The sequence below is a fragment of the Flavobacterium sp. N502536 genome, from assembly GCF_025947345.1.
Classification (GTDB): domain Bacteria; phylum Bacteroidota; class Bacteroidia; order Flavobacteriales; family Flavobacteriaceae; genus Flavobacterium.
Genome location: NZ_CP110011.1, coordinates 3,086,992 through 3,105,835, shown reverse-complemented (window position 1 = coordinate 3,105,835; position 18,844 = coordinate 3,086,992). Strand labels below are relative to the sequence as shown.

Genomic DNA, 18,844 nt, shown 5'->3' with positions numbered 1-18,844 from the left:
TTAATTAACCTCTTATTAAAAATTTGTAAACTTAGTCCATGTGTTAGTCCACGCAGCTTCTGTTTTAAATGCTCCTGTAGCTCCACCAAGGTTTAACGCACCATCATTAAAGAATGGTTGTGTTAAGGCCCATTTTGTAGCTGGGTTCACCGTAGAAGTTGCAGTACCAATTCCTGTAAAAGTTGTTCCTACAGGTAATGCTACATTGTCAAAACCGTGAATAGAAACTTTAGAATACGTTGAACCACCTGGCAATGAAGGAGACTCAAAATTAACTCCTCTGTTGTATCCTGTAACAGTAACATCAGTAAGGCTTATGTTACCTGCTCTGCGCACGTGAATAGCATTTTCGTATAAATCAGCTACTACAGTTGAGCTTACACCAATAATTGATAATTGGTTGATTACCGGACGTGTGATCAATGCTGTAACTGTTCCTGTAGCATTGTTGTCTAACTCAATACCATTAGAATCCGGATTTCCTCCGCTTAAACTATGTGTAGAATTACTGTCAGCAATTGCAATAGCTTTTGTGATTGTTCCTGTATAACCAAGATCAAAGTCAAAATTATCATCGTCTGGTGCAAAAGAAACTAAATGTCCTGCATTTACAGTTCCTCCAAAAAATTCGAATGAATCGTCTCTTCCGTAAGATACCTGAATGTGATCGATCACAGTACCAGAACCTACACCTCCTAAAGTTAATCCGTTGATTTCAACTCCTGTTGCAGCATCTAAAATACGTCCTGCAAATTCGATACGAACATAGTTTAAGATTCCACCGTTATGAGCATTGTTTGAACCTCCATAATAAAAATCAGAAACAGTTGGCTGATCTCCTAATCCTTCGATGATGTTAGTAACTGAACCGTTATTTACCTGAGCATCACCCAAAATAACTACTCCTGCAAAATCTCCCGGAGTAGCTCCTGTAGCTGCGTTGCCATCTAATAAATTGTAACTTGTAAAAATAATTGGCGCTGTTTCAGTTCCCTGAGCATCGATCTTACCTGTTTTAGTAATTACAAGAACTCCTGAAGCAACTCCAGCTGCTAATGGTTTAGCTTTAATAAATGTACCTGGCTGTATGGTTAATGTAGCCCCTGATTTTACACGTACTACTCCTTCAATTTCCCAAACTTTATCACTAGTCCAAGTAGTGTTTGTTGTAATATCACCACTTACAGTTTGTACTGTTGCCGGATATCCTGTGTAATCAGCACCAGAAGCTTTCATTGAAAAAGAAGAATCAGCAGATGAATCATCATTTTGGCAAGAGCCCAGAGCCAGAGCTATCATTGCACATAGAAAAATTTTTTTCATAATAATTTTATTAATGCTATATTTGCTGCTATTACAAATTAGGCCTTTGGAGAGAGCAGCAAAATATCTCTCCTTAGGTCTTTCTCTTTTTTTAGTAAAGAACTTTTTCAATAAACGATCCCGCTTTACCATCGGGGTTTATACCTATTATTCCGTCTTTTTACTCATAGGTTTTTTTTAACGCAGTAAAAGGTTTACTTTCCATTCTTTTAAAACCTTATCTTATAATGAAGAACTTTGTATTTTTAAAAGAACATCTTAAAGTTCATTTTTACATCTTTGTTTAATGCACTAAACAAAAAAGAAATCTGAGACTTACAACTACATACATTAGCTTTTGAAAAACCAAAATATCATGTCTTTTTTTATTGTTAACGGTTTCTTAATACATCCCGCTATATCAGTTAAACTTGAAGTAAAAGAGCCGCTAAAAACCCATTTTAGAACGAATAATTGATTGATACACTTATGGTTCTTCCGTTTTTAGCTTTAAATACTTCTCTGTCGATATCCTGATCAAATTTTGTAGTAGCACCGGCTCCCAGACTGAATCTCGCTCTTGGATTTGTTCCGTCGGGAACATTCTCAATTTTACTGTAACTGTTGGCGTTGTTATAGGTTTCGATACCGGCATCAAACATGTTTTTCATGCTGCATTTTAGTTCCAGGTTTCTTTCTTTAAAAAATTTATAACTCACCTGAGCATCTGTTACAGCATAAGGTTTGCGGATTTCCTCAGCGAAATACTCAAAACCTACCAGTATATACTGATCGCCAATAGCATTGTGTCTAAGGCTAAATCCTAAACGTTCTCCTACATAATCTAAACCTAAATTGTAGGTGTAAGGCGATTGCCCGTAAAGTGGTCTGTTGGCTTCATAAAGTCCGCCTGTTCCATCTAAATTAACATACGATGTCACTTTTGTATCGTTTACGGAAGCGTTCCCATAAACAAATAAATCTTTTAAAATTTCGCCATCACCCAAAAAAGAAAGACTTTTGTAAAACTCTAATTCTACACCCCAAAGCTTGGCATTATTTGAATTGATATTATAGATATCCCTAACTCCTGACGGATTCAAATAACCAACAGCTTCAATCGGATCATCAATTTTTTTATGGTATACTCCAAAAGATAAAATCTCGCCGCCTGAAGGAAACCATTCGAATTTTAAATCATAATTATTGGCAATACTGGAAACTAATCCTCCTGTGTAGTTATAAATTTTAGCAGAACGGATTGGGTCGTAATACGGAATGGTCAAACGCTCGGCAAATTGAGGACGTAAAACCGATTTATTGTAACCGAATCTTACATTCGTTTTATTGGTGGGACTTATAATTAAACTCGCTGATGGCAGAAATTGCCAAACTTTATCGTCTCCCTGAATTTCTGAAAATCCATCCGGCGTTTCAGACTGACTTTCAATTTGTGTATAAATATAACTTTCGGCTCTTACTCCCCAAACCAGTCTTGCAAAGCGACTTATTTTATCATCGAGCATTAAAAATGGGGAATGTATTTTTACATCTCCAACATATTTGTTGCCATAAATTCCAAAATCCTGCCAGCCAAAACCACCGTAATAATAATTGGATCCGTCTAAAAATTTTGTCAAAGGATCGTAAATTTTTGCTCTGTCGGAAGTTTGACCTACGGTAACCAATTTTGCCGATTCCTGTTGGTTGGTTGCTTTTTTATAGGTTCCAAAATAACCTGCCTTTATATCGTTTGTAAAAAAATCACTAAAGTCAAAAGAGTATTTGAAATTAATCGCGGCATTGTAATCGATCTCGTCATTAGTAAAATTACTTCTGCTGAAAGGAAATCTTGCTCCGGCATTATAAACATCATAATAAAGTAACTCATCGTCTCCTACTTTTTGTTTCATGATTTCTAGAAATGTCGCGTCTTTGGTATCTTTTGTTACGTTTCCGTAAGCACCGTACCAGTTGATTTCCAGTTTGTCGAATTTGTGATTTCCTTCAATTTTATTCTGAATAAAAGTGGTGTAAACCGGATAATTAGATTCGGTTACAGACCCCAGATCGTTCCCGCTTACAATATCCGAAGTGCTTTCACCAATGTCCCAGCCTGCAATTTGATTCAATTGATTGTTGTAAATGTGCATTACGGTATTACGGCTTGTAATTTTATGATTGCCCAATTGTATTGCCGCATTGAACATTCCGCCTAAAGTGGAATTGTAGTTGTAATTTGCTCCTGAATTCTTGAACCCATATTTTGTAAAAGTAGAATAGGGCGTCTTTTTCGTTTCTGCCAAAAACTCTGAATTACTTTTATAATTCCCTCTTTCTGTATGTTCAATATCTAATTTTTCCTGTGTATTCTTAAAGATTAAGGAACCTACAAATCCCCACTTGTTATCGTCCTTCAGTTTATACGTTCGTCCAATACCAAATTGAAGCGTTGTTCCCGGGGCACCATAGGTTTTATAAGTACTAAAATTATCCTGTGTAAATTGTTTGGACTGCGCTATAAAAGGACCTGATTCAGCTGCTGTCTTTGGTATTTCCAATGCCGTCAGATTCGTGGGATAATCGCGTCTTCCATCATCAAAACCCAAATAATCATGATCTCCTTCTTTTTTGGTTAGTCTTTCTTTAAAAGTACTTTCACTATTATAAGAAGTACCGATAGAGAAATTGGTGAAGTTTTCCTTCGGAATATCCATGGTTTTTACCTCCACATATCCTCCGGCGAAATTGGCATACATATCGGGAGTTGCAGATTTACTCACGACAATACTTTCAACGATGGCAGTCGGAATTATATCAAAAGAAAAGTTTTGCTGATAAGCGTCTGTACTTGGCAGTGTGATTCCGTCCATAACAGCCTGATTCCATCGTTCTGCCATAGAACGCACCACAACGTATTTATCCCCCACCGTTGTTACACCCGTTATACGCTTTAGCGCACTTCCCACATCTTTATCCGGAGTTCTTGCGATTTGTTCTGAGGAAATTCCATCAGAGAATTGAGCTGCTTTTTTTTGCTGTAACAGCATTCCCTGAACCGATGCTGTTGCCTTTTTATAATCTTGGATGATAATTACTTCGTTAAGCGATTGTGCATCTTCTTTTAGAGAAACTACTAAAGGTGTTTCCGCCCCTTCATTTACTTTAACTCCGGTGATTCTTTGCGTTTGAAACGATATAATACTAATCTCAATCGTATATTCACCTGGTTCCAATTCTAAGATATAGTTACCATCTATGTCTGATTGTGTTCCCAAACCCATTCCGGTAACATTAATATTGGCACCCGGTAATGAAAGTCCGTTGACATCTACTACTTTACCTGTGATTTTTCCTTTCTTTTTTTTTTTAGCCGATTCTTTACTGTTTACGGCTATATTATTTTCATTTCTTCTGAAATTTAAGTTTGTCAGCGTTTGTAAATCACTTAAAATTTCATCTATTGAAACATTATCTTTTTTAAGGGTAACAAGAGGTAAACTTAAATCGAGATCCTTTTGATAGACAAATTGATAAGGCGTGCGGGATTTTAAGTTATCGATAACTTTTTGAGGTGATGAATTTTTAAAATCAACCGATACTGTTCCGGTTTGTGCGTAAATTGTGTTTATTCCGAGAAAAAAACCAAAAAATAAAATCCAAAAGGCAAATTGCCTGGAAATGCAATTGTTCATAATTGATGATTGTTAGTTTATGTAATTAATTTAATTTGTATTAGGGTAATGTTGCTGCAGAAATTCAGCAGGCATCCTGTCGCTAAAAATGTAAGTTTGGAATACTTGTTTGAGCGACGATCGTTTTTCAATAAATTTGTGTTGGCTTATTTGCTGACTAAATAAGTATTATTGCCCGTCGACCTGATTTTAATTTCGAGAGCAAAAGCAATGGTTTGAAGCATCTCATACAAACCTTGTCGGGTATCAAGAGTTCCTTTAATTGTCAGATTTTTTAAATCAGCTGTGAGGTAATTTACCTCAAATTGGTGGTCTGTCTTTAGTTTGGTTAAAACTTCTTCTAAGGTCAATCCATCCACATATATCAAAACCTTTTTCCATTCGGGTTCTAATACATTTGTTTTTTGTTTTTGAAGTAACAAATTATCTGGTCTATAAACTGCCTTATCACCTCGTTCCAGTAAAACCGTGTTTTTCAAACTTTCAACCTGTACTTTACCGGTTCTCACATTTACTTCCGGTTTGTTCTCATCGTATGCTTTTACATTAAATGATGTTCCTAAAACAGTGGTTTTTATTGTTCCTGATGTGATAATAAATGGACGGGAAGGATCACGTTTGACTTCAAAAAAAGCTTCTCCTTTTAAAGTTACTAACCTTTCATTTTTTGCAAATTGAATGGGATATCCAATTTCTGAATTTTCATTAAGCCATACTCTCGTTCCGTCTGACAAGCATAAAAGGCGGATATCGTCATTGAATGTTTTGGTAACGGCAACTTCAATCTTATTTTTATTGACTTGCGTGAATATCTGATAACTTGTAATAGAAAAAATAAATACAATACAGGCAACTGCTGTCCAATTATAAAAGCTTTTATATCGGTCAATTGTTGCAATACGTATGTTATCCCACATACGCGATTTAGTTTCGTTTGGAAGAATTCCTCTGTTAGGTATTGCATTCCACTCTTCTCTTAATTTTCTGGATTTCATTTTACAATTAACATTTAATGTTTAAAAATCAGGTATGAATTTTATCGATTCAACTACATTAGATTTTCAATCTATTAAATATCACGGGACAACATTACTGTTAACCTTTTCTTAATCCAACAGAAGATTATCGTCTCTTTAATTTTGAAGTAAATTAAGATTTGAAAGGGGAAAAGACAGCATTAAGAAACCAATTCTGACTGGCTTATAAAAAATAATGCAAACCAATAGAGTTCATGGTTTTTCACAGTATTTTTTCGAAGGAACTGTAATGTCTTTGAAATTTGGTTGGCAACGGCACTTTGGGACATGTCCATTTCTACAGCAATTTCCTTATAGCTGCGGTCTTCAAATTTGTGAAGGCTAAAAATTTTTCTTCTTTTTGCCGGTATTTGGTTTAAAAGATGTTCTATTTCCTCCAATTTTGAAGTAATATCATCCTCTGTTTCAGATACAATATCAAGTTCTTTGATTAACTGATCATTTTCTACCGAAAAAATTCTGTTTTGCTTTTTATACCATTTCGAAATCTCCTGCTTAGAACTTTTAAACAAAATGGCTTCTAAATCTACAGCAGGATCTACTTTGTTTCTGTATTTCCAAAGATGGATGAATACATTTTGCGTCACATCTTCGGCATCGGCGAGTTGTGCAGTATATTTTTTTACAAAACAAAATACTTTATAGTGATACAGATCATAGATTTCTTTAAAGCTGGAATCATCACCAGCACGTAAACAAATTAGCAAATTAGAACTCATAACGTAATTTTAAACTGTTAAAGAAGACCCTTACAAAAGTATAATAAACCTTATATCGATATTTTTATCAGCGGGTCATTTAATAATTTATTAATATTGAGATGTCGTTTTAATTTTTATAATTGATTAAAAAAAGTATCCTGTATCCATTTCTATTCTAACACTTTAAGGCCTTTTATTTACTCTAATTGTTTTTTACGGAGGTGTAAGTCTGCAGTTTGGTTTAATGTTAAGGTTAAACTAAGTAAGTTTGAGATTGTAGCACTTCATGCTGTGTGTATTGTAATGATTTACTTATTCAGCTGCAATACGGGCAATATTATTTACAACTTCGTTTATTCCGTTTAATTGATTTGTGGGGATAAACATTCCATTTGCCAGAAGAATTATGGTCAGTTTTTTGTTGGTGAATTTTCTAAAAGCTGTTGATACACCGCCTGAAAAACCATACGATACTTCCCCGTTAAACTTGATCAAATCCAGCCCATAGGTAAAGTCTCGCTTTACTTCATACTGAAATGGTGTCAATAATTGCCTTTTTGTTTGCTCCGAGATAAGCTCGCTATCATCGAATTTCCTGTTCCATTCTATAAACGAATCCAATGTTAAATTGAGTGCCGCAGCGCCATATTCGTACTCAGGAAAATTCCAATTTCTTTTCAAAACGGGATTCCCATTTGTTGTATTTACATAACCATAGGTTAAGTTTTCGACTACTTTTAAATTATTGCCTTCAAAAACAACGTCTTTTTGTACCAATGCAAACTGTGTTTCCATAATATATTCGCTTAATTTTTTTCCAATTACTTTCTGAAATATTCGGTTTAAAAGTCAATAATTGGTTTGGTTGTAATCAAATTGTTTTCCTGCCGCAAACTTGACGGTATCCTGATATACTTTCTGTTTTGCCTCTTCTTCGTTATCGTTTGTATAATTTACAATATCTGGCAAACCCGACGAGTGTGTTAATAGGTTTTTAATTTTTACTTTTCGCCAACGATCCGGTAAATCATCCAAAAAATCTGAAATGTTATTCTCTAATGAAAGTTTGTTTTGCTCGATTAACTGATAGACCGCCACAACCGACATTACTTTTGTGGTTGAAAATAAAGGGAATAACGTTTTGTCTGTTACCGGAACTCCCATTTCCATATTAGCCAGTCCGTAATTTTTTCTGTGAATGATTTTTCCCTCCTTGATTACTACTACGGCCAGACCGGGAATATGATACTGCTTCTTAATTTCTACGATATAATCATCAATTCTTTTTTTGTGATGGTTTTGCGCTTTTGTATTTATTGCCGCTAACGCGCATAGAACGATAGCAAATATGAATTGTTTTCTCATGGAATGCGATGGTTATTTTGATTTGTTTTTTTTAAATAGAAATTTCGGATTTGCTATTTCTATTACCACCAACAGTTAACAGCCTGGCCAAATGTGCCCTTTCAACATCTTTAACTTTTAAATTTACCCCAAGTATTTAATCGAAAAAAACTATTTTTTTATTGCATTGGCCACCTGGTCAGACTGCTGTTAGCGGATGTTTTAAGGTTATTCTTTTTTAGATGTGGTCAGCCAGCTGTAACTTTTATGTATTATTTTCCAGGTTCCTTCATATTTTAGCAGTATAAAATAATCTGTAAAAGTGCGCCAGTTTGGTACTTTTATTTCTGCTTTTGCAATTGCAGCATCTTTTTCGATATCGACGGCAATAATGCGTCCGATTCGATTTGATTTTTGGCCGACTTTTATATCAGCGATATATTGTTTTCCCGAACGGATCCACAAAGTATCATTGGCAACGCTGTACAAGTTAAAATTGGGATGAAAGGCTTTTCGCAAGCGCTCCGGCTGACCGTTTGCAGTACCCTCAATATAATCCAGAAGCGCCTCCCTGATTTGATCTGAATCGCTTTTTGTATGGGTGTCATTGGATTCTTTAAAGTTTTTGCTGAGTAATGTTACGACCTCATTAGCCACTTTTGGAGCGGAACTCGGGTCCTGCCCTGTTACAAACCTGCCATCGACACTATAAAAACCATCTCCGCCTTTGTCGGAATAAACAAAGCTGCCTTTGTTGGCTGTAATGGCTTTGTCTATTGCAAAGGGGAATGTTTTGTAGTATTCCGCCTCTTTACGTTCGAATTTGTCCGGATAACCTGTGATCTTTTTTCCCGCATAAAGTGATACGCCATTTTCACCCTTTAAGTAGGCAATGCCTGCCGTTCCGTGGCAAATTGTCGAGATAACTCCATTTTTGCTATAGATTTCTCTTGCTATTTTTTGAATCGTTTGATCTTCTGCTACTCCAAACATTGCCGCTCCTCCGCCACTATAAAATATTGCAGCATAATTGTTGGCCATAACCTCATCCGGTTTTCGGGTATGCGCTAATTTGCTCATAAACCAACTGTCGTACAAATACTTTTTTTGAATACTATCCGATGCGTTGATATATCCAATAGGGATTGCTCCTCCCTTTGGACTTATAAAATCAACTTTGTAACCTGCTTTTGTGAAGACATCATAAGGAACTACTATTTCTTCAAAGTGATTGGCGGTGCTAATTTTTGTAGGTCCATAATAATCCTGATTGGAGGTAACGAACAGGATATTTTTCTGTGCATAAAAACTTTGTGAATACAGGCCTGTAAAAACCAGTATTAAAACTATTAAATTGTTCATTTTGCTGGAAATTATCGGGTCTGCGTTTATGATTTCTCCTTTGGTTTTACGTCCGCTTCAACCGTTTTGTGAGGGGTACGGGTTGAAATTTTGTCTACAATAAACCAGCCCTGATCGGTCTTCAGCAGATTGAAATAATCTACAAATAATAGTTTTGCGGTACTAATCTCTACTTTTGCACTGGCCGCATTATTTGTAAAGTCAACAGAAACGACTCTCCCCGACCAATTAGCCGGTCTGGCATCGCGTTTTTTATACCCTACCAAATATTTCGATTTGGGTACTACTATAAATTCTTTTTCTCTGAAACCTTTCAGCTGCCAGGAACTGTGGAAGGCCCGACCTACCATAACAGAATCGCCGGTGGCCTGACCATCAATGTAGAGATTTAGCGTTTTATGAATCAGACTCCAATCGTCATCAGCATTCTGACTCTGGGCATTTGATTTAAAAAACAATAAACTTAATCCGATAAACAAAAGCACTTTTTTCATTTTTAAAATTGTTAGGTTATTAATAATGAATGCAAATGTCCGGGATAGTCTTAGTTTATGGGGTTTAGATTATAAAACTGAAGTATGATTCTATAAATTAGAACTCATTTGGAGTGCTGTTTTTGATACTCGGTGGGTGTTAAACCGGTTTGTTTTTTAAATGCAGTAAAAAAAGTTGATTTCGAATTAAAACCGCTGTCATACCCTAAACTTTCAATGGTATAGTTTTTTTCGGTTTCTAACAAACTTTTAGCTTTTTCAATTCGGTACTCTTTTATCAGGTTTGAAAAGGATTTACCCAATACTTCGTTGACATATTGCGATAAGGTATGTTTGGTTACTTTCAGTTCTTTTGCTGCTTCTTCAAGAGTGAAATTAGGGTTTAAAAACAGTTCTTTTTCGTCTATAATCGTCATTTTTTGACGGATTAAGTCTAGTGTTTCCTCATCAATGGTTTTATTTTTATATCGCTCTTTTTCCTGAAAAAAAACAGTTTCCTGACTGTTTCTGAAAACTAAAAGTAAAATGATCAGGTACAAAATAAAGGTGAAAGACAAAGCCCCCACGATATAAGAGGTATAAGCGGCAAAGGTGTAGGCAAACCATACAAATGCAACTCCAAAATAGATGCTTAAAAACCATACTTCCAGCTTTTTTAAACTTTCTTTCTCTCTGATTTTTTGAAGGATTGGCTGAATGTATTTAAAAGATAAAACGATGTAGAGGAACCATTGAAAATAGATGACTCTTACGATCCCTCTGCTCCAAATTGCCTGATGTTCGACATAAGGGTAAAAGGTTCCTAAAACAGTCATTATACCCAAATAAGGTACTACATGTTTGACCCAATTGGGTTTATCATTTTGGGCGTAGGATTTGAGGTATAAAAAAAGAAACGGACCAATCAGTATGCAGGCTGAAAGTCCGATTTGAATGAAGGTATTGGATAAGTGAGGATTAAAATAGAAGAATACCGATTTAATAATTCGGATACTTAAAACCAGTAACAACAAGGATAAAAAATAGTTCGCAAAAATTTTCTTTTTAGCATTGATTGCAAAATATAATGAAAGTAAAAAACCATTAAATGCCCCTAAGGCACTAAAAAAAAATAACAGTTCATTTGGTGATCTCATCTTTATCTCTCTTTTTTTGGTATATCCTTTTTACCCGCCGCTTCTCCCTAGACCATGTGTCATACAGGTCTGCAGCAACAGGTTCTATTTTCACTACCAAGGTAATTTTTTTTCAGGAAGAAAAAATACAATTGTTGTAAAACCCGATAATTTGAGTAAACAAATTATGCCCAATAGTGATTATTGGGCATAAAAAAACCTCCAGAATCACAAAGATTTTGGAGGTTACGTTTTAGTATTTTTTTATTTTAGTGAATCTGATTTTTTACTGTTTTTGGTAGGTGTAAAATAATCTTATGGTGTTTTATTAGGAAGCGAGGTTGATAACCACATTTCCATATTCAATACTGTTGTCCAGCATTTTTTGATGTGCTAATGGCAATTCGTCCCAGCTAAACTCGCCGGATATAACGGGGTGGAACTTTTTCTGTAAAATAAGTTGATTGGCCTGATGCAATTCAAAGAGTGATGAAAAGTGAGATCCCTGAATTCTTTTTTGTCGCATCCAGACAAATGAAGCATCAAATGACATATTAAATCCTGAGGTAGCGCCACAAAAAACGACCATTCCTCCTGATTTCACCACGTAGGTACTTACCGGAAGTGTTTGTGAACCAATATGATCGATTACAATATCCGGATTTACTCTTTTACCCAGTATGTCCCAAATGGCACTTCCAAATTTCCTCACTTCTTTTAAATATTCTTTGTATTCTTCTTTGTTGTTAATGTTGGGCAAGGTTCCCCAGCAATTGAATTTTTTTCGGTTAATATAACCAACAGCTCCTAGTTCCAGACATTTTTCTCCACGCTCATCGCTTGAAGTAACCGCAACTGCATTTGCTCCTGCCAGTTTAATCAATTGAATCGCTGTCGCTCCCAAACCACCACTTCCTCCCCATACCAATACATTGGTTCCGGGTTTCAAATCGTTTGGCGCAAATCCGTAAAGCATTCTCCATACCGTTGCATAAGTCAGCATATACCCTCCTGCTTCTGCCCACGTTAAGTGTTTTGGTTTTTGCAGTAACTGTTGTGCGCGAACTTTGGTGTACTGTGCAAAAGAACCATAGGGTGTTTCGTAGCCCCATATTTTTTGTGATTCACACATCATAGGGTTACCTCCATTGCATTCCTGACATATCCCGCAGGTTTGACCACAATGAACAATGACTTCATCACCAATTTTAAATTTAAATTCAGGATTGTTTTTTAAGCCTTCTCCAACCTCCCAGATTATACCGGATGCATCGCTTCCTGCTATGTGAAAATCTTTGCCATGAAAGGCAGTTGGCGAAGCCGGCTCTCCTAATCCGGCCCAAAGACCATTGTAGTTTACTCCTGCGGCCATAACTTTGACCAACACTTCGTTAAATCCTAACTTAGGGGTTGCAATAATTTCCTGCTGAAATGCCTGATCCGGAGCTCCGTGGTTTTCCGGTCGTATGACATAAGCATGCATTAGAGCCGGAGTGTGCCCTATTGGTGGACATTCATCCATTTCATATAGGTCTTTGAGAATTGTATCACTCTCAAGTTCAAGTAATAATTTTTCCATGATTTAATTTTTTCGTTTTTTATTTTTAATTATTTTCTTGCTGTGGAAGTTGTTTTGGCCAGTTCTACCTTCTGCAATACCTACAATTGTCCGCTATCATAGTTCACAGAAGGTGAATGCTGTATGCCAATTTTTAAAAAATGACCTGTGTTTCCTGTGCTCTTATCTGATCACGCTTTGTGGTAATCGAGCAGTACTTGTTGTCAATTTTAAAGCTTTTTGTGTACCAGGTGTCACCACCATAGGTTGTATAGCCTCTATTGATTTCGATTTCTGTAAGCGGAATAGACATTCCCTTTCCAATGGCCTTGATGACAGATTCTTTTCTGGTCCAGAATTCGTAAAATTTATCCAGTCCGTCACGATTGATTTCTGCAAATTCCCCGGAGGAAAAAACATTTTCAAACAAGGAGTAATCTATCTCATGGATTTCTTCGATGTCAACGCCTATTTCCTGCTTGCTGAAAACACATACAACCGTATTCCCGCTATGGGAAATATTAAAATTGAAGTTGCTCCCTAACAGGTATGGTTTCCCATAATGGTCTTTCACGATTTTCTCAAATTCAAACGAAGGGTTTCCCAGTATATGAGATCCCATACACACCATTAGTTTTCCAAACAAGCAATTGAATCTGTCATCCCATCTTCTGTATTTAAGTACTTCCTGCCTAAATTTTTGCGGCAAAAATTGCAGGTAATATTCCAGAATACCCTGATCGAAATTACAATCACTTGAATACTGAAATAAATAGTATTCATCTTCTTTCAAATCTATTTTCGGAATAGATTCAAAATCACTAAAGGCTAAGTAATGTGTCGAATTTTGCATAATACTATTAAGATGTATAAAAAATGTACAATGAGTTTTTTCACTATATATTTTGCATTAGACTTTACCAATATTTTATATTTTTTGATTTCAATGATACGGTATGTATGATTGAATAATGTTCTCAGTATTCCTTGCCATCTCCTGGTTACGTATTGTAACGATGACGTTATTTTTTTAACTGTTTCATATTCTCACAGAATATCTACGGATCTGATCTAAATCCAGCTTCCTAAAACTATAAAAGGCTAGTTGTGGCTGATTTATTTACCTTGAATGACCTTTTTTAAAAGGTTTCTATTACAGTTTAGGAAACATTACTAAACAGGGCTGCTTTTAAAGGACAAGCGATCTTGTTTTTCGCAGCAGTGTCAGCTACAGACGCTCCTTGTTTGTTTAAACTTAGTTTAAGCGCGCACACTACGCCATTTTTAGCGCAATTGCATTTCGGCTTATTATCTTTCATCTTTTTAGCGTTTTACGTTATCAATAGTATTTTTTAAAGAATAAGAGGATGGCTTTGTACAAACAGAAAATCTGCAAGGTCTGAAGACTCACCCTCCTGTATCTGGTCGTTGCTTTTAGAAAGAAACGACCAGTATCTATAGGATGGTAATCATAAATAAAAACGGTCTGGAGTTGTGGTTCTCTTCAAACCATTGTCCGGGCTGTCCAGATTGAGCAAGTTTCTTTGAAAACCTATGCCTGACTGGCTCTTGCCAGTTTTCTTTCTAAAACCAGAGTACCAATTTTATAACCAAAAAGGAACAGAATTGCAGTGTTTAAAGCATTAAACAACGGGAAAAATACGTATATAAAAAGACTGGATAACCCGAGATTTACAAGAAGGCCTTTTACATATTCTACACGCGATTCGTAGATAAGAAATACGATAGTAAATACTACCAGTCCGATTATAAAGCTCTTTAAAAAAACTTTTTTGTGTTCAATTTTAAAAGCAGCAACAAAGCCTGTTAAAATTGTAAAGATTATGATAATGATATAGTTATTTATTAAAAATTGTGCTAGTATTACAACTATATAGGGCAAGTAATTTAGTATATTTTTCATTAGTTAAATTTTATAGTGTTTATAATTCTTTCCAGTTTAGCAGGGTTTGAAACAAACTGACTCTTTTTGTACTGGCCTTTACTCCAGGATTCAATTTGATCTTTATAATGTATTGAGTTTATCGATCCACCCTGACCTCCTGCCAGAATTGTATGTGCCTGTATGTTTCCGTCTTTCACTTCATATACCGCACGGAAAACCGGGTGAAACTTTTCTGTATTGATGTTAATGGTATTCACGTTACCTCCAATATTATCTACTTTTTCTCCTAGTCCGGGAATGAAGAGCATGTTGCTGATATTAAATTTAGACATCTTTTTATAAGCCACTTTTTTCCATTGTTCTCCATAACTTTGTGTTAAGGTGTCCAGTGTTTTTTCAAAAATAACGTCCACTATTTTTTGCTTGTTATCACCACCCGGAAGGGTATACTTTTTATCATTTAAATATTTTAAAAAGTTCTGTAAGGAAGGTTCTTGTTTTACCTGTAGTCTGGTCTTTGCAAATTGCTTTGCCTCTTTTAGAGAAACTTTTCGCAACATTTCAAAAACCAGTCCCTGATTTCCATCACCGCTCATTTTTCCATCCCAGTTTTTTAATTCTTTTACAATACCGCTGTATTTCTGTTTTACCGGATAGTTATTGATTAATGTTTTAAAATCGTTTAAGGAAATGTCAACGACATCACTTTGCATTTTCTGAATTTCCGGAACTGACCAGTCTTTCTTTTTTTCCAATACAGAATAGATGCGTTTTGCTCTGTAATCGTCTTTTGAACCATGTGCTCCAAAGTAAACATCGTTCTGGATTGGCTGTTGATTTGCTGAAAACAAAAATCCTTTATCCGGATTAAAAGTCGACCAAAATGCATCCAATGGCTTCGCCGGAATGTATTTTTTCGTACCATCTAATACCTGACCTATATAGTCATTACTTCTAGCTGGTAATTCGCCCGCACATACAATCCCAATATTATTCTCTACATCGCTATAAGCAAAGTTTTGCGGAGGATAGCTGTAGTCTTTTAAGGCTGTTGAAAAGCCATTCCAATTTTGACTTTTCATCACTTCAAACATTGCTTTTACAGAGTTACTTTTTTCTGCAGCATACCAATGCTGTGCGTAATATTGCCCATTTTCTTCTTTTAAAACTTTACCTTGTACAGTGCTTCTGTATTTTTCGATATGGGCCGGTTTCCCTTTTACTTTAATTGTATAGTTTTTAATCTGAAAAGGAATCCATTTTCCTTCATAAAGATAGAGACTGTCATTCTTTACCTGAAGTTTGTATCGGTCAACCAAATCCCACTCTCCATTTGTAATTCCCCAAGAAATTTTATCATTATGACCACTTACTATTACCGGAACACCCGGTATCGTAAAACCATATCCTTTGAAACTTCCTGTTACGATGTGAGCCTCATAAAAAGCTTCAGGAAGAGTTAAATACAGGTGTGGGTCGTTTGCCAAAATATTGTTTTTACTCTTTGTTCTGGTATTGTTTACCACCCAGTTGTTACTTCCTATCCCTTGATAAAATTTATGATTTGTCATTAATTTAGTTCCTAAATCAAATAACGAGGACTCATTTTGAGCGGTTTCTAATGAAGCAGTCGCTAAAGAATGCGTTGTTAAATGAGGTACATTTGTATTTGAGGGTAACAGACCAGAAGGTAAAATGGTATTTATTCCTTTCGGCTGTAAAGGATAGAAATAAGTGATCTCTTTTCCGGGTAATTTTTCAAAAATTTCCTGCTGATCAATATGATGATCAAAATAGGTCAGCGTGTAACTCATATACCATGTAAATAGTAAAGAATACTCTGTTTTCCATTTTCTTGGTGTCGCTCCTAAAGCTTTGTAAAAAGGATCTGTGTTTTCATTATTATCTAAATAGGCATTTACTCCATCAGAATAGGCTTGTAAATAAGCGTAGAATTCCGGATTCTCTCTTTTGTACGTTTCTAAAAGCTCTTCTGATTTTTGCTCAAACCCATAAGGTTTCCAAAACTTATCCGATTTTAGTGTTCCTGAAGAAAAAAGCTCACATAGTCTTCCCTGTACAACTCTTGACACCATTTCCATCTGAAAATATCTGTCTTTTGCGTGCATGTATCCCAATCCGTAAGCTGCTCCACTTTTTGTAGCGCTATAGATATGAGGAATTCCAATATTATCGACATAGATGTCTAATTTTTGACCGCTTTTAATTTTTTGCGTTTCATTACTTTGTAGTGGCACAGATAGTAAACCTGTTTTGTAGGTTGTTAGCTCACCCAGCGAACCAAGCGGTCCAATTTTAAAAGTAGTAACAAATATCCACGCCAGGAATAATAGGACTACAAATACTCTTTTAATTATTTTGTTTCTTTTCATTTTTTGAGATTATTTTTATATTGATAAGTAATTGTGGTGTAATTCATTTATGTAAAAAGCATACGAAATCTTCTTCCTTTTACCTTATGGCATAAAGGAACTTGTGTAGTGTCACTAAAAAGAAGTGATTTTTGGTATTTGAGTTGTATTAAAAAATTGCGGTAAGCTCAGAAATGTTCACCTCTTCTAATTTACCGTATTCCATTTTGAGCAAAACATCGGCTGTATTGTAGTACCTATCATCATGGGTGATGGCAATGATTGTTTTATCCTCCTCCTGAACCAGCACAGGAATAATTTCGGTATAAAATTTATGTCTGAAATGCGGATCCTGATCTGCTGCCCATTCATCCAATACAATTATAGGCCTGTCTTCTAATAAAGTACTAATTAGAGCCAATCGCTTACGCTGACCTGTAGACAAATTGGTTGTTGAAAAATAGCCATCTTTAATATGTACTTTTTCTTCTAACTCAAATAATTTCAGGTATTTTTCTACTTTTTCATAATCAACGCTTGATATTCCGTAAAACTCATCAAACAAATAAAAATCACTGAAAACAGGTGCAAAAAGGTTTTTTATTTTCTCTAATTCTTCTAAAGGAACTAATTTTCCGTCTATATAGGCTTCTCCGTCATCCAGGCTATAGAGATTTAAAACTGTATTTATAAATGTTGTTTTCCCCTCTCCGTTACCTCCATAGACAAAAACAGTTTCATTTCGTCTAACATTAAAATTAATTGGTCCTACGGAAAATTGATTTTCACCATAAGAAAAGAGATAATTACATATCCTTAAATCTGAAAAATCTCTATACTGTCCTTTATTATCAACTTTAATGGTCTTTTCAAGTTTAGTAAGTTCTTTTCGAAGTTTATCCATTTTTTTGAGTGATACCAGTGCTCTGCTCATAACAGGAATGATTGTCATTACACTTACAATTGGCCCCATCAGGTATAACAATACAAATATAAAACTCACTTTAATTGCTGTAGGTGTTTGAAATACCGCCCCTGCATACACCAAAATAAATGTAATCAGAGAATAGAATAATAACTGACTTATCATTTCACTATTGAGGTATTTTAAAAGTGCTTTCACATACTTCGTTTCTCCGGTTGTAGCAACTTTTAGTAATTTTTGATCATAAATCTGAGTTCCTTTGTCAGCATTGATATTGATTTCTTTTGCTCCGTTAAGAATGCTATTAAAAATCCCTATAAATGTCTTTTCCAGCTCTCTTACTTCTTTTATTTCTGTATTACTTGCCTTTGATCTGAGTGTATAAATTATTACTCCCACTGCGATAACGACAACACTAACACTGAATAATTTTAAGGATAGAAAAGCCATATAGACCAAACAGGCCAGTATAAGAATAATTGAAGAAAAAAAAGTAATAATCATTAAGGAGGCATTTGAAACATGATTTGCATCTGCAGTTAATGTAGCATAAACTTCTTCTTTATATTCCTGAAGTTTCCTGTAGGGAGCTCTCAAAATAAGCTTTATTACATCTTTTCTTATATCCCAATATATTTTTTGAGATAACTTGATGATACCACTTGCCAGCCATCTGCGAGAAATAAAAAAGGCTAAGATAGTTCCGATAAATAGATAGAGGTAGTTTTGCAATGGGAATGTTTCGGTAGAAGTAATAGAATTGCTTATAATTTTATTGATAATTGTTATAAATGCAAATCCTGACAAGCCTGAAATTATAGCCAGTAAAGAATATCCAATTAAGGGTCTTATTGGTATAAGTTTAGAGTGACTAATTTCTGATGTATTATTTTCCATGTCTGTTTTTTAATAAAATTATAAATAGTCTCCAGCCCCACGACGCTGGAGTTTCTATTTTACTGATTTAGTTTTGGGTGGGATAATTGTACTTTCGTGAAAGCCAGACCATACATGTATTTTTTTCCTGTAAACT

15 protein-coding genes are annotated in these 18,844 nt (G+C 35.3%); all 15 read right to left on the bottom strand.

The features are described 5' to 3' along the window. Positions 1–15: 15 nt before the first annotated feature. Positions 16–1,323, bottom strand: coding sequence for a hypothetical protein (locus OLM61_RS13085; RefSeq protein ID WP_264523095.1), 1,308 nt, complete (start codon positions 1,321–1,323; stop codon positions 16–18). Between the two features lie 440 nt (positions 1,324–1,763). Beyond that, positions 1,764–4,997, bottom strand: a complete 3,234-nt coding sequence (locus OLM61_RS13080; protein WP_264523094.1) for a TonB-dependent receptor domain-containing protein — start codon at positions 4,995–4,997, stop codon at positions 1,764–1,766. 146 nt (positions 4,998–5,143) lie between these two features. Next, positions 5,144–5,992, bottom strand: coding sequence for a FecR family protein (locus OLM61_RS13075; RefSeq protein WP_264523093.1), 849 nt, complete (start codon positions 5,990–5,992; stop codon positions 5,144–5,146). Between the two features lie 182 nt (positions 5,993–6,174). Continuing rightward, positions 6,175–6,753, bottom strand: coding sequence for an RNA polymerase sigma factor (locus tag OLM61_RS13070; protein WP_264523092.1), 579 nt, complete (start codon positions 6,751–6,753; stop codon positions 6,175–6,177). 294 nt (positions 6,754–7,047) lie between these two features. Then, positions 7,048–7,530, bottom strand: coding sequence for a hypothetical protein (locus tag OLM61_RS13065; protein WP_264523091.1), 483 nt, complete (start codon positions 7,528–7,530; stop codon positions 7,048–7,050). Positions 7,531–7,584: 54 nt separating this feature from the next. Next, positions 7,585–8,100 (bottom strand): serine hydrolase domain-containing protein, encoded by a 516-nt coding sequence (locus tag OLM61_RS13060; protein ID WP_264523090.1) that lies wholly within the window; start codon positions 8,098–8,100, stop codon positions 7,585–7,587. Positions 8,101–8,307: 207 nt separating this feature from the next. After that, the gene (locus tag OLM61_RS13055; RefSeq protein ID WP_264523089.1) at positions 8,308–9,441 is read right to left on the bottom strand and encodes a nuclear transport factor 2 family protein; all 1,134 of its coding nucleotides are present in this window, start codon (positions 9,439–9,441) and stop codon (positions 8,308–8,310) included. A gap of 26 nt (positions 9,442–9,467) precedes the next feature. After that, positions 9,468–9,935 (bottom strand): nuclear transport factor 2 family protein, encoded by a 468-nt coding sequence (locus OLM61_RS13050; protein WP_264523088.1) that lies wholly within the window; start codon positions 9,933–9,935, stop codon positions 9,468–9,470. A 104-nt stretch (positions 9,936–10,039) separates the two neighbouring features. Then, entirely contained in the window at positions 10,040–11,071 is a 1,032-nt protein-coding gene (locus tag OLM61_RS13045) for a helix-turn-helix domain-containing protein (protein WP_264523087.1), read from the bottom strand. A 307-nt stretch (positions 11,072–11,378) separates the two neighbouring features. Then, complete coding sequence (ccrA, locus tag OLM61_RS13040) at positions 11,379–12,629, bottom strand: crotonyl-CoA carboxylase/reductase (protein ID WP_264523086.1); 1,251 nt, start codon at positions 12,627–12,629, stop codon at positions 11,379–11,381. A 133-nt stretch (positions 12,630–12,762) separates the two neighbouring features. Beyond that, positions 12,763–13,461 carry a 4'-phosphopantetheinyl transferase family protein gene (locus OLM61_RS13035; RefSeq protein ID WP_264523085.1) on the bottom strand — a complete coding sequence of 233 codons (699 nt, stop codon included), beginning with the start codon at positions 13,459–13,461 and terminating at the stop codon, positions 12,763–12,765. Between the two features lie 307 nt (positions 13,462–13,768). Next, on the bottom strand, positions 13,769–13,927 hold the full coding sequence (locus tag OLM61_RS13030; protein WP_264523084.1) for a hypothetical protein: 159 nt from the start codon (positions 13,925–13,927) through the stop codon (positions 13,769–13,771). Positions 13,928–14,160: 233 nt separating this feature from the next. Continuing rightward, the gene (locus OLM61_RS13025; RefSeq protein WP_264523083.1) at positions 14,161–14,532 is read right to left on the bottom strand and encodes a hypothetical protein; all 372 of its coding nucleotides are present in this window, start codon (positions 14,530–14,532) and stop codon (positions 14,161–14,163) included. Beyond that, the gene (locus OLM61_RS13020) at positions 14,532–16,907 is read right to left on the bottom strand and encodes a penicillin acylase family protein (protein ID WP_264523082.1); all 2,376 of its coding nucleotides are present in this window, start codon (positions 16,905–16,907) and stop codon (positions 14,532–14,534) included. Before OLM61_RS13020 ends, OLM61_RS13025 begins: the two co-directional genes overlap by 1 nt. A 148-nt stretch (positions 16,908–17,055) precedes the next feature. Then, positions 17,056–18,708, bottom strand: a complete 1,653-nt coding sequence (locus tag OLM61_RS13015) for a cyclic peptide export ABC transporter (RefSeq protein ID WP_264523081.1) — start codon at positions 18,706–18,708, stop codon at positions 17,056–17,058. Positions 18,709–18,844 lie beyond the last annotated feature (136 nt).

Bases quoted from the DNA above. Each gene is read 5' to 3' on its own strand.
- OLM61_RS13085 (WP_264523095.1), bottom strand. From the start codon at position 1,323: ATGAAAAAAATTTTTCTATGTGCAATGATAGCTCTGGCTCTGGGCTCT.
- OLM61_RS13080 (WP_264523094.1), bottom strand. From the start codon at position 4,997: ATGAACAATTGCATTTCCAGGCAATTTGCCTTTTGGATTTTATTTTTT.
- OLM61_RS13075 (WP_264523093.1), bottom strand. From the start codon at position 5,992: ATGAAATCCAGAAAATTAAGAGAAGAGTGGAATGCAATACCTAACAGA.
- OLM61_RS13070 (WP_264523092.1), bottom strand. From the start codon at position 6,753: ATGAGTTCTAATTTGCTAATTTGTTTACGTGCTGGTGATGATTCCAGC.
- OLM61_RS13065 (WP_264523091.1), bottom strand. From the start codon at position 7,530: ATGGAAACACAGTTTGCATTGGTACAAAAAGACGTTGTTTTTGAAGGC.
- OLM61_RS13060 (WP_264523090.1), bottom strand. From the start codon at position 8,100: ATGAGAAAACAATTCATATTTGCTATCGTTCTATGCGCGTTAGCGGCA.
- OLM61_RS13055 (WP_264523089.1), bottom strand. From the start codon at position 9,441: ATGAACAATTTAATAGTTTTAATACTGGTTTTTACAGGCCTGTATTCA.
- OLM61_RS13050 (WP_264523088.1), bottom strand. From the start codon at position 9,935: ATGAAAAAAGTGCTTTTGTTTATCGGATTAAGTTTATTGTTTTTTAAA.
- OLM61_RS13045 (WP_264523087.1), bottom strand. From the start codon at position 11,071: ATGAGATCACCAAATGAACTGTTATTTTTTTTTAGTGCCTTAGGGGCA.
- ccrA (WP_264523086.1), bottom strand. From the start codon at position 12,629: ATGGAAAAATTATTACTTGAACTTGAGAGTGATACAATTCTCAAAGAC.
- OLM61_RS13035 (WP_264523085.1), bottom strand. From the start codon at position 13,461: ATGCAAAATTCGACACATTACTTAGCCTTTAGTGATTTTGAATCTATT.
- OLM61_RS13030 (WP_264523084.1), bottom strand. From the start codon at position 13,927: ATGAAAGATAATAAGCCGAAATGCAATTGCGCTAAAAATGGCGTAGTG.
- OLM61_RS13025 (WP_264523083.1), bottom strand. From the start codon at position 14,532: ATGAAAAATATACTAAATTACTTGCCCTATATAGTTGTAATACTAGCA.
- OLM61_RS13020 (WP_264523082.1), bottom strand. From the start codon at position 16,907: ATGAAAAGAAACAAAATAATTAAAAGAGTATTTGTAGTCCTATTATTC.
- OLM61_RS13015 (WP_264523081.1), bottom strand. From the start codon at position 18,708: ATGGAAAATAATACATCAGAAATTAGTCACTCTAAACTTATACCAATA.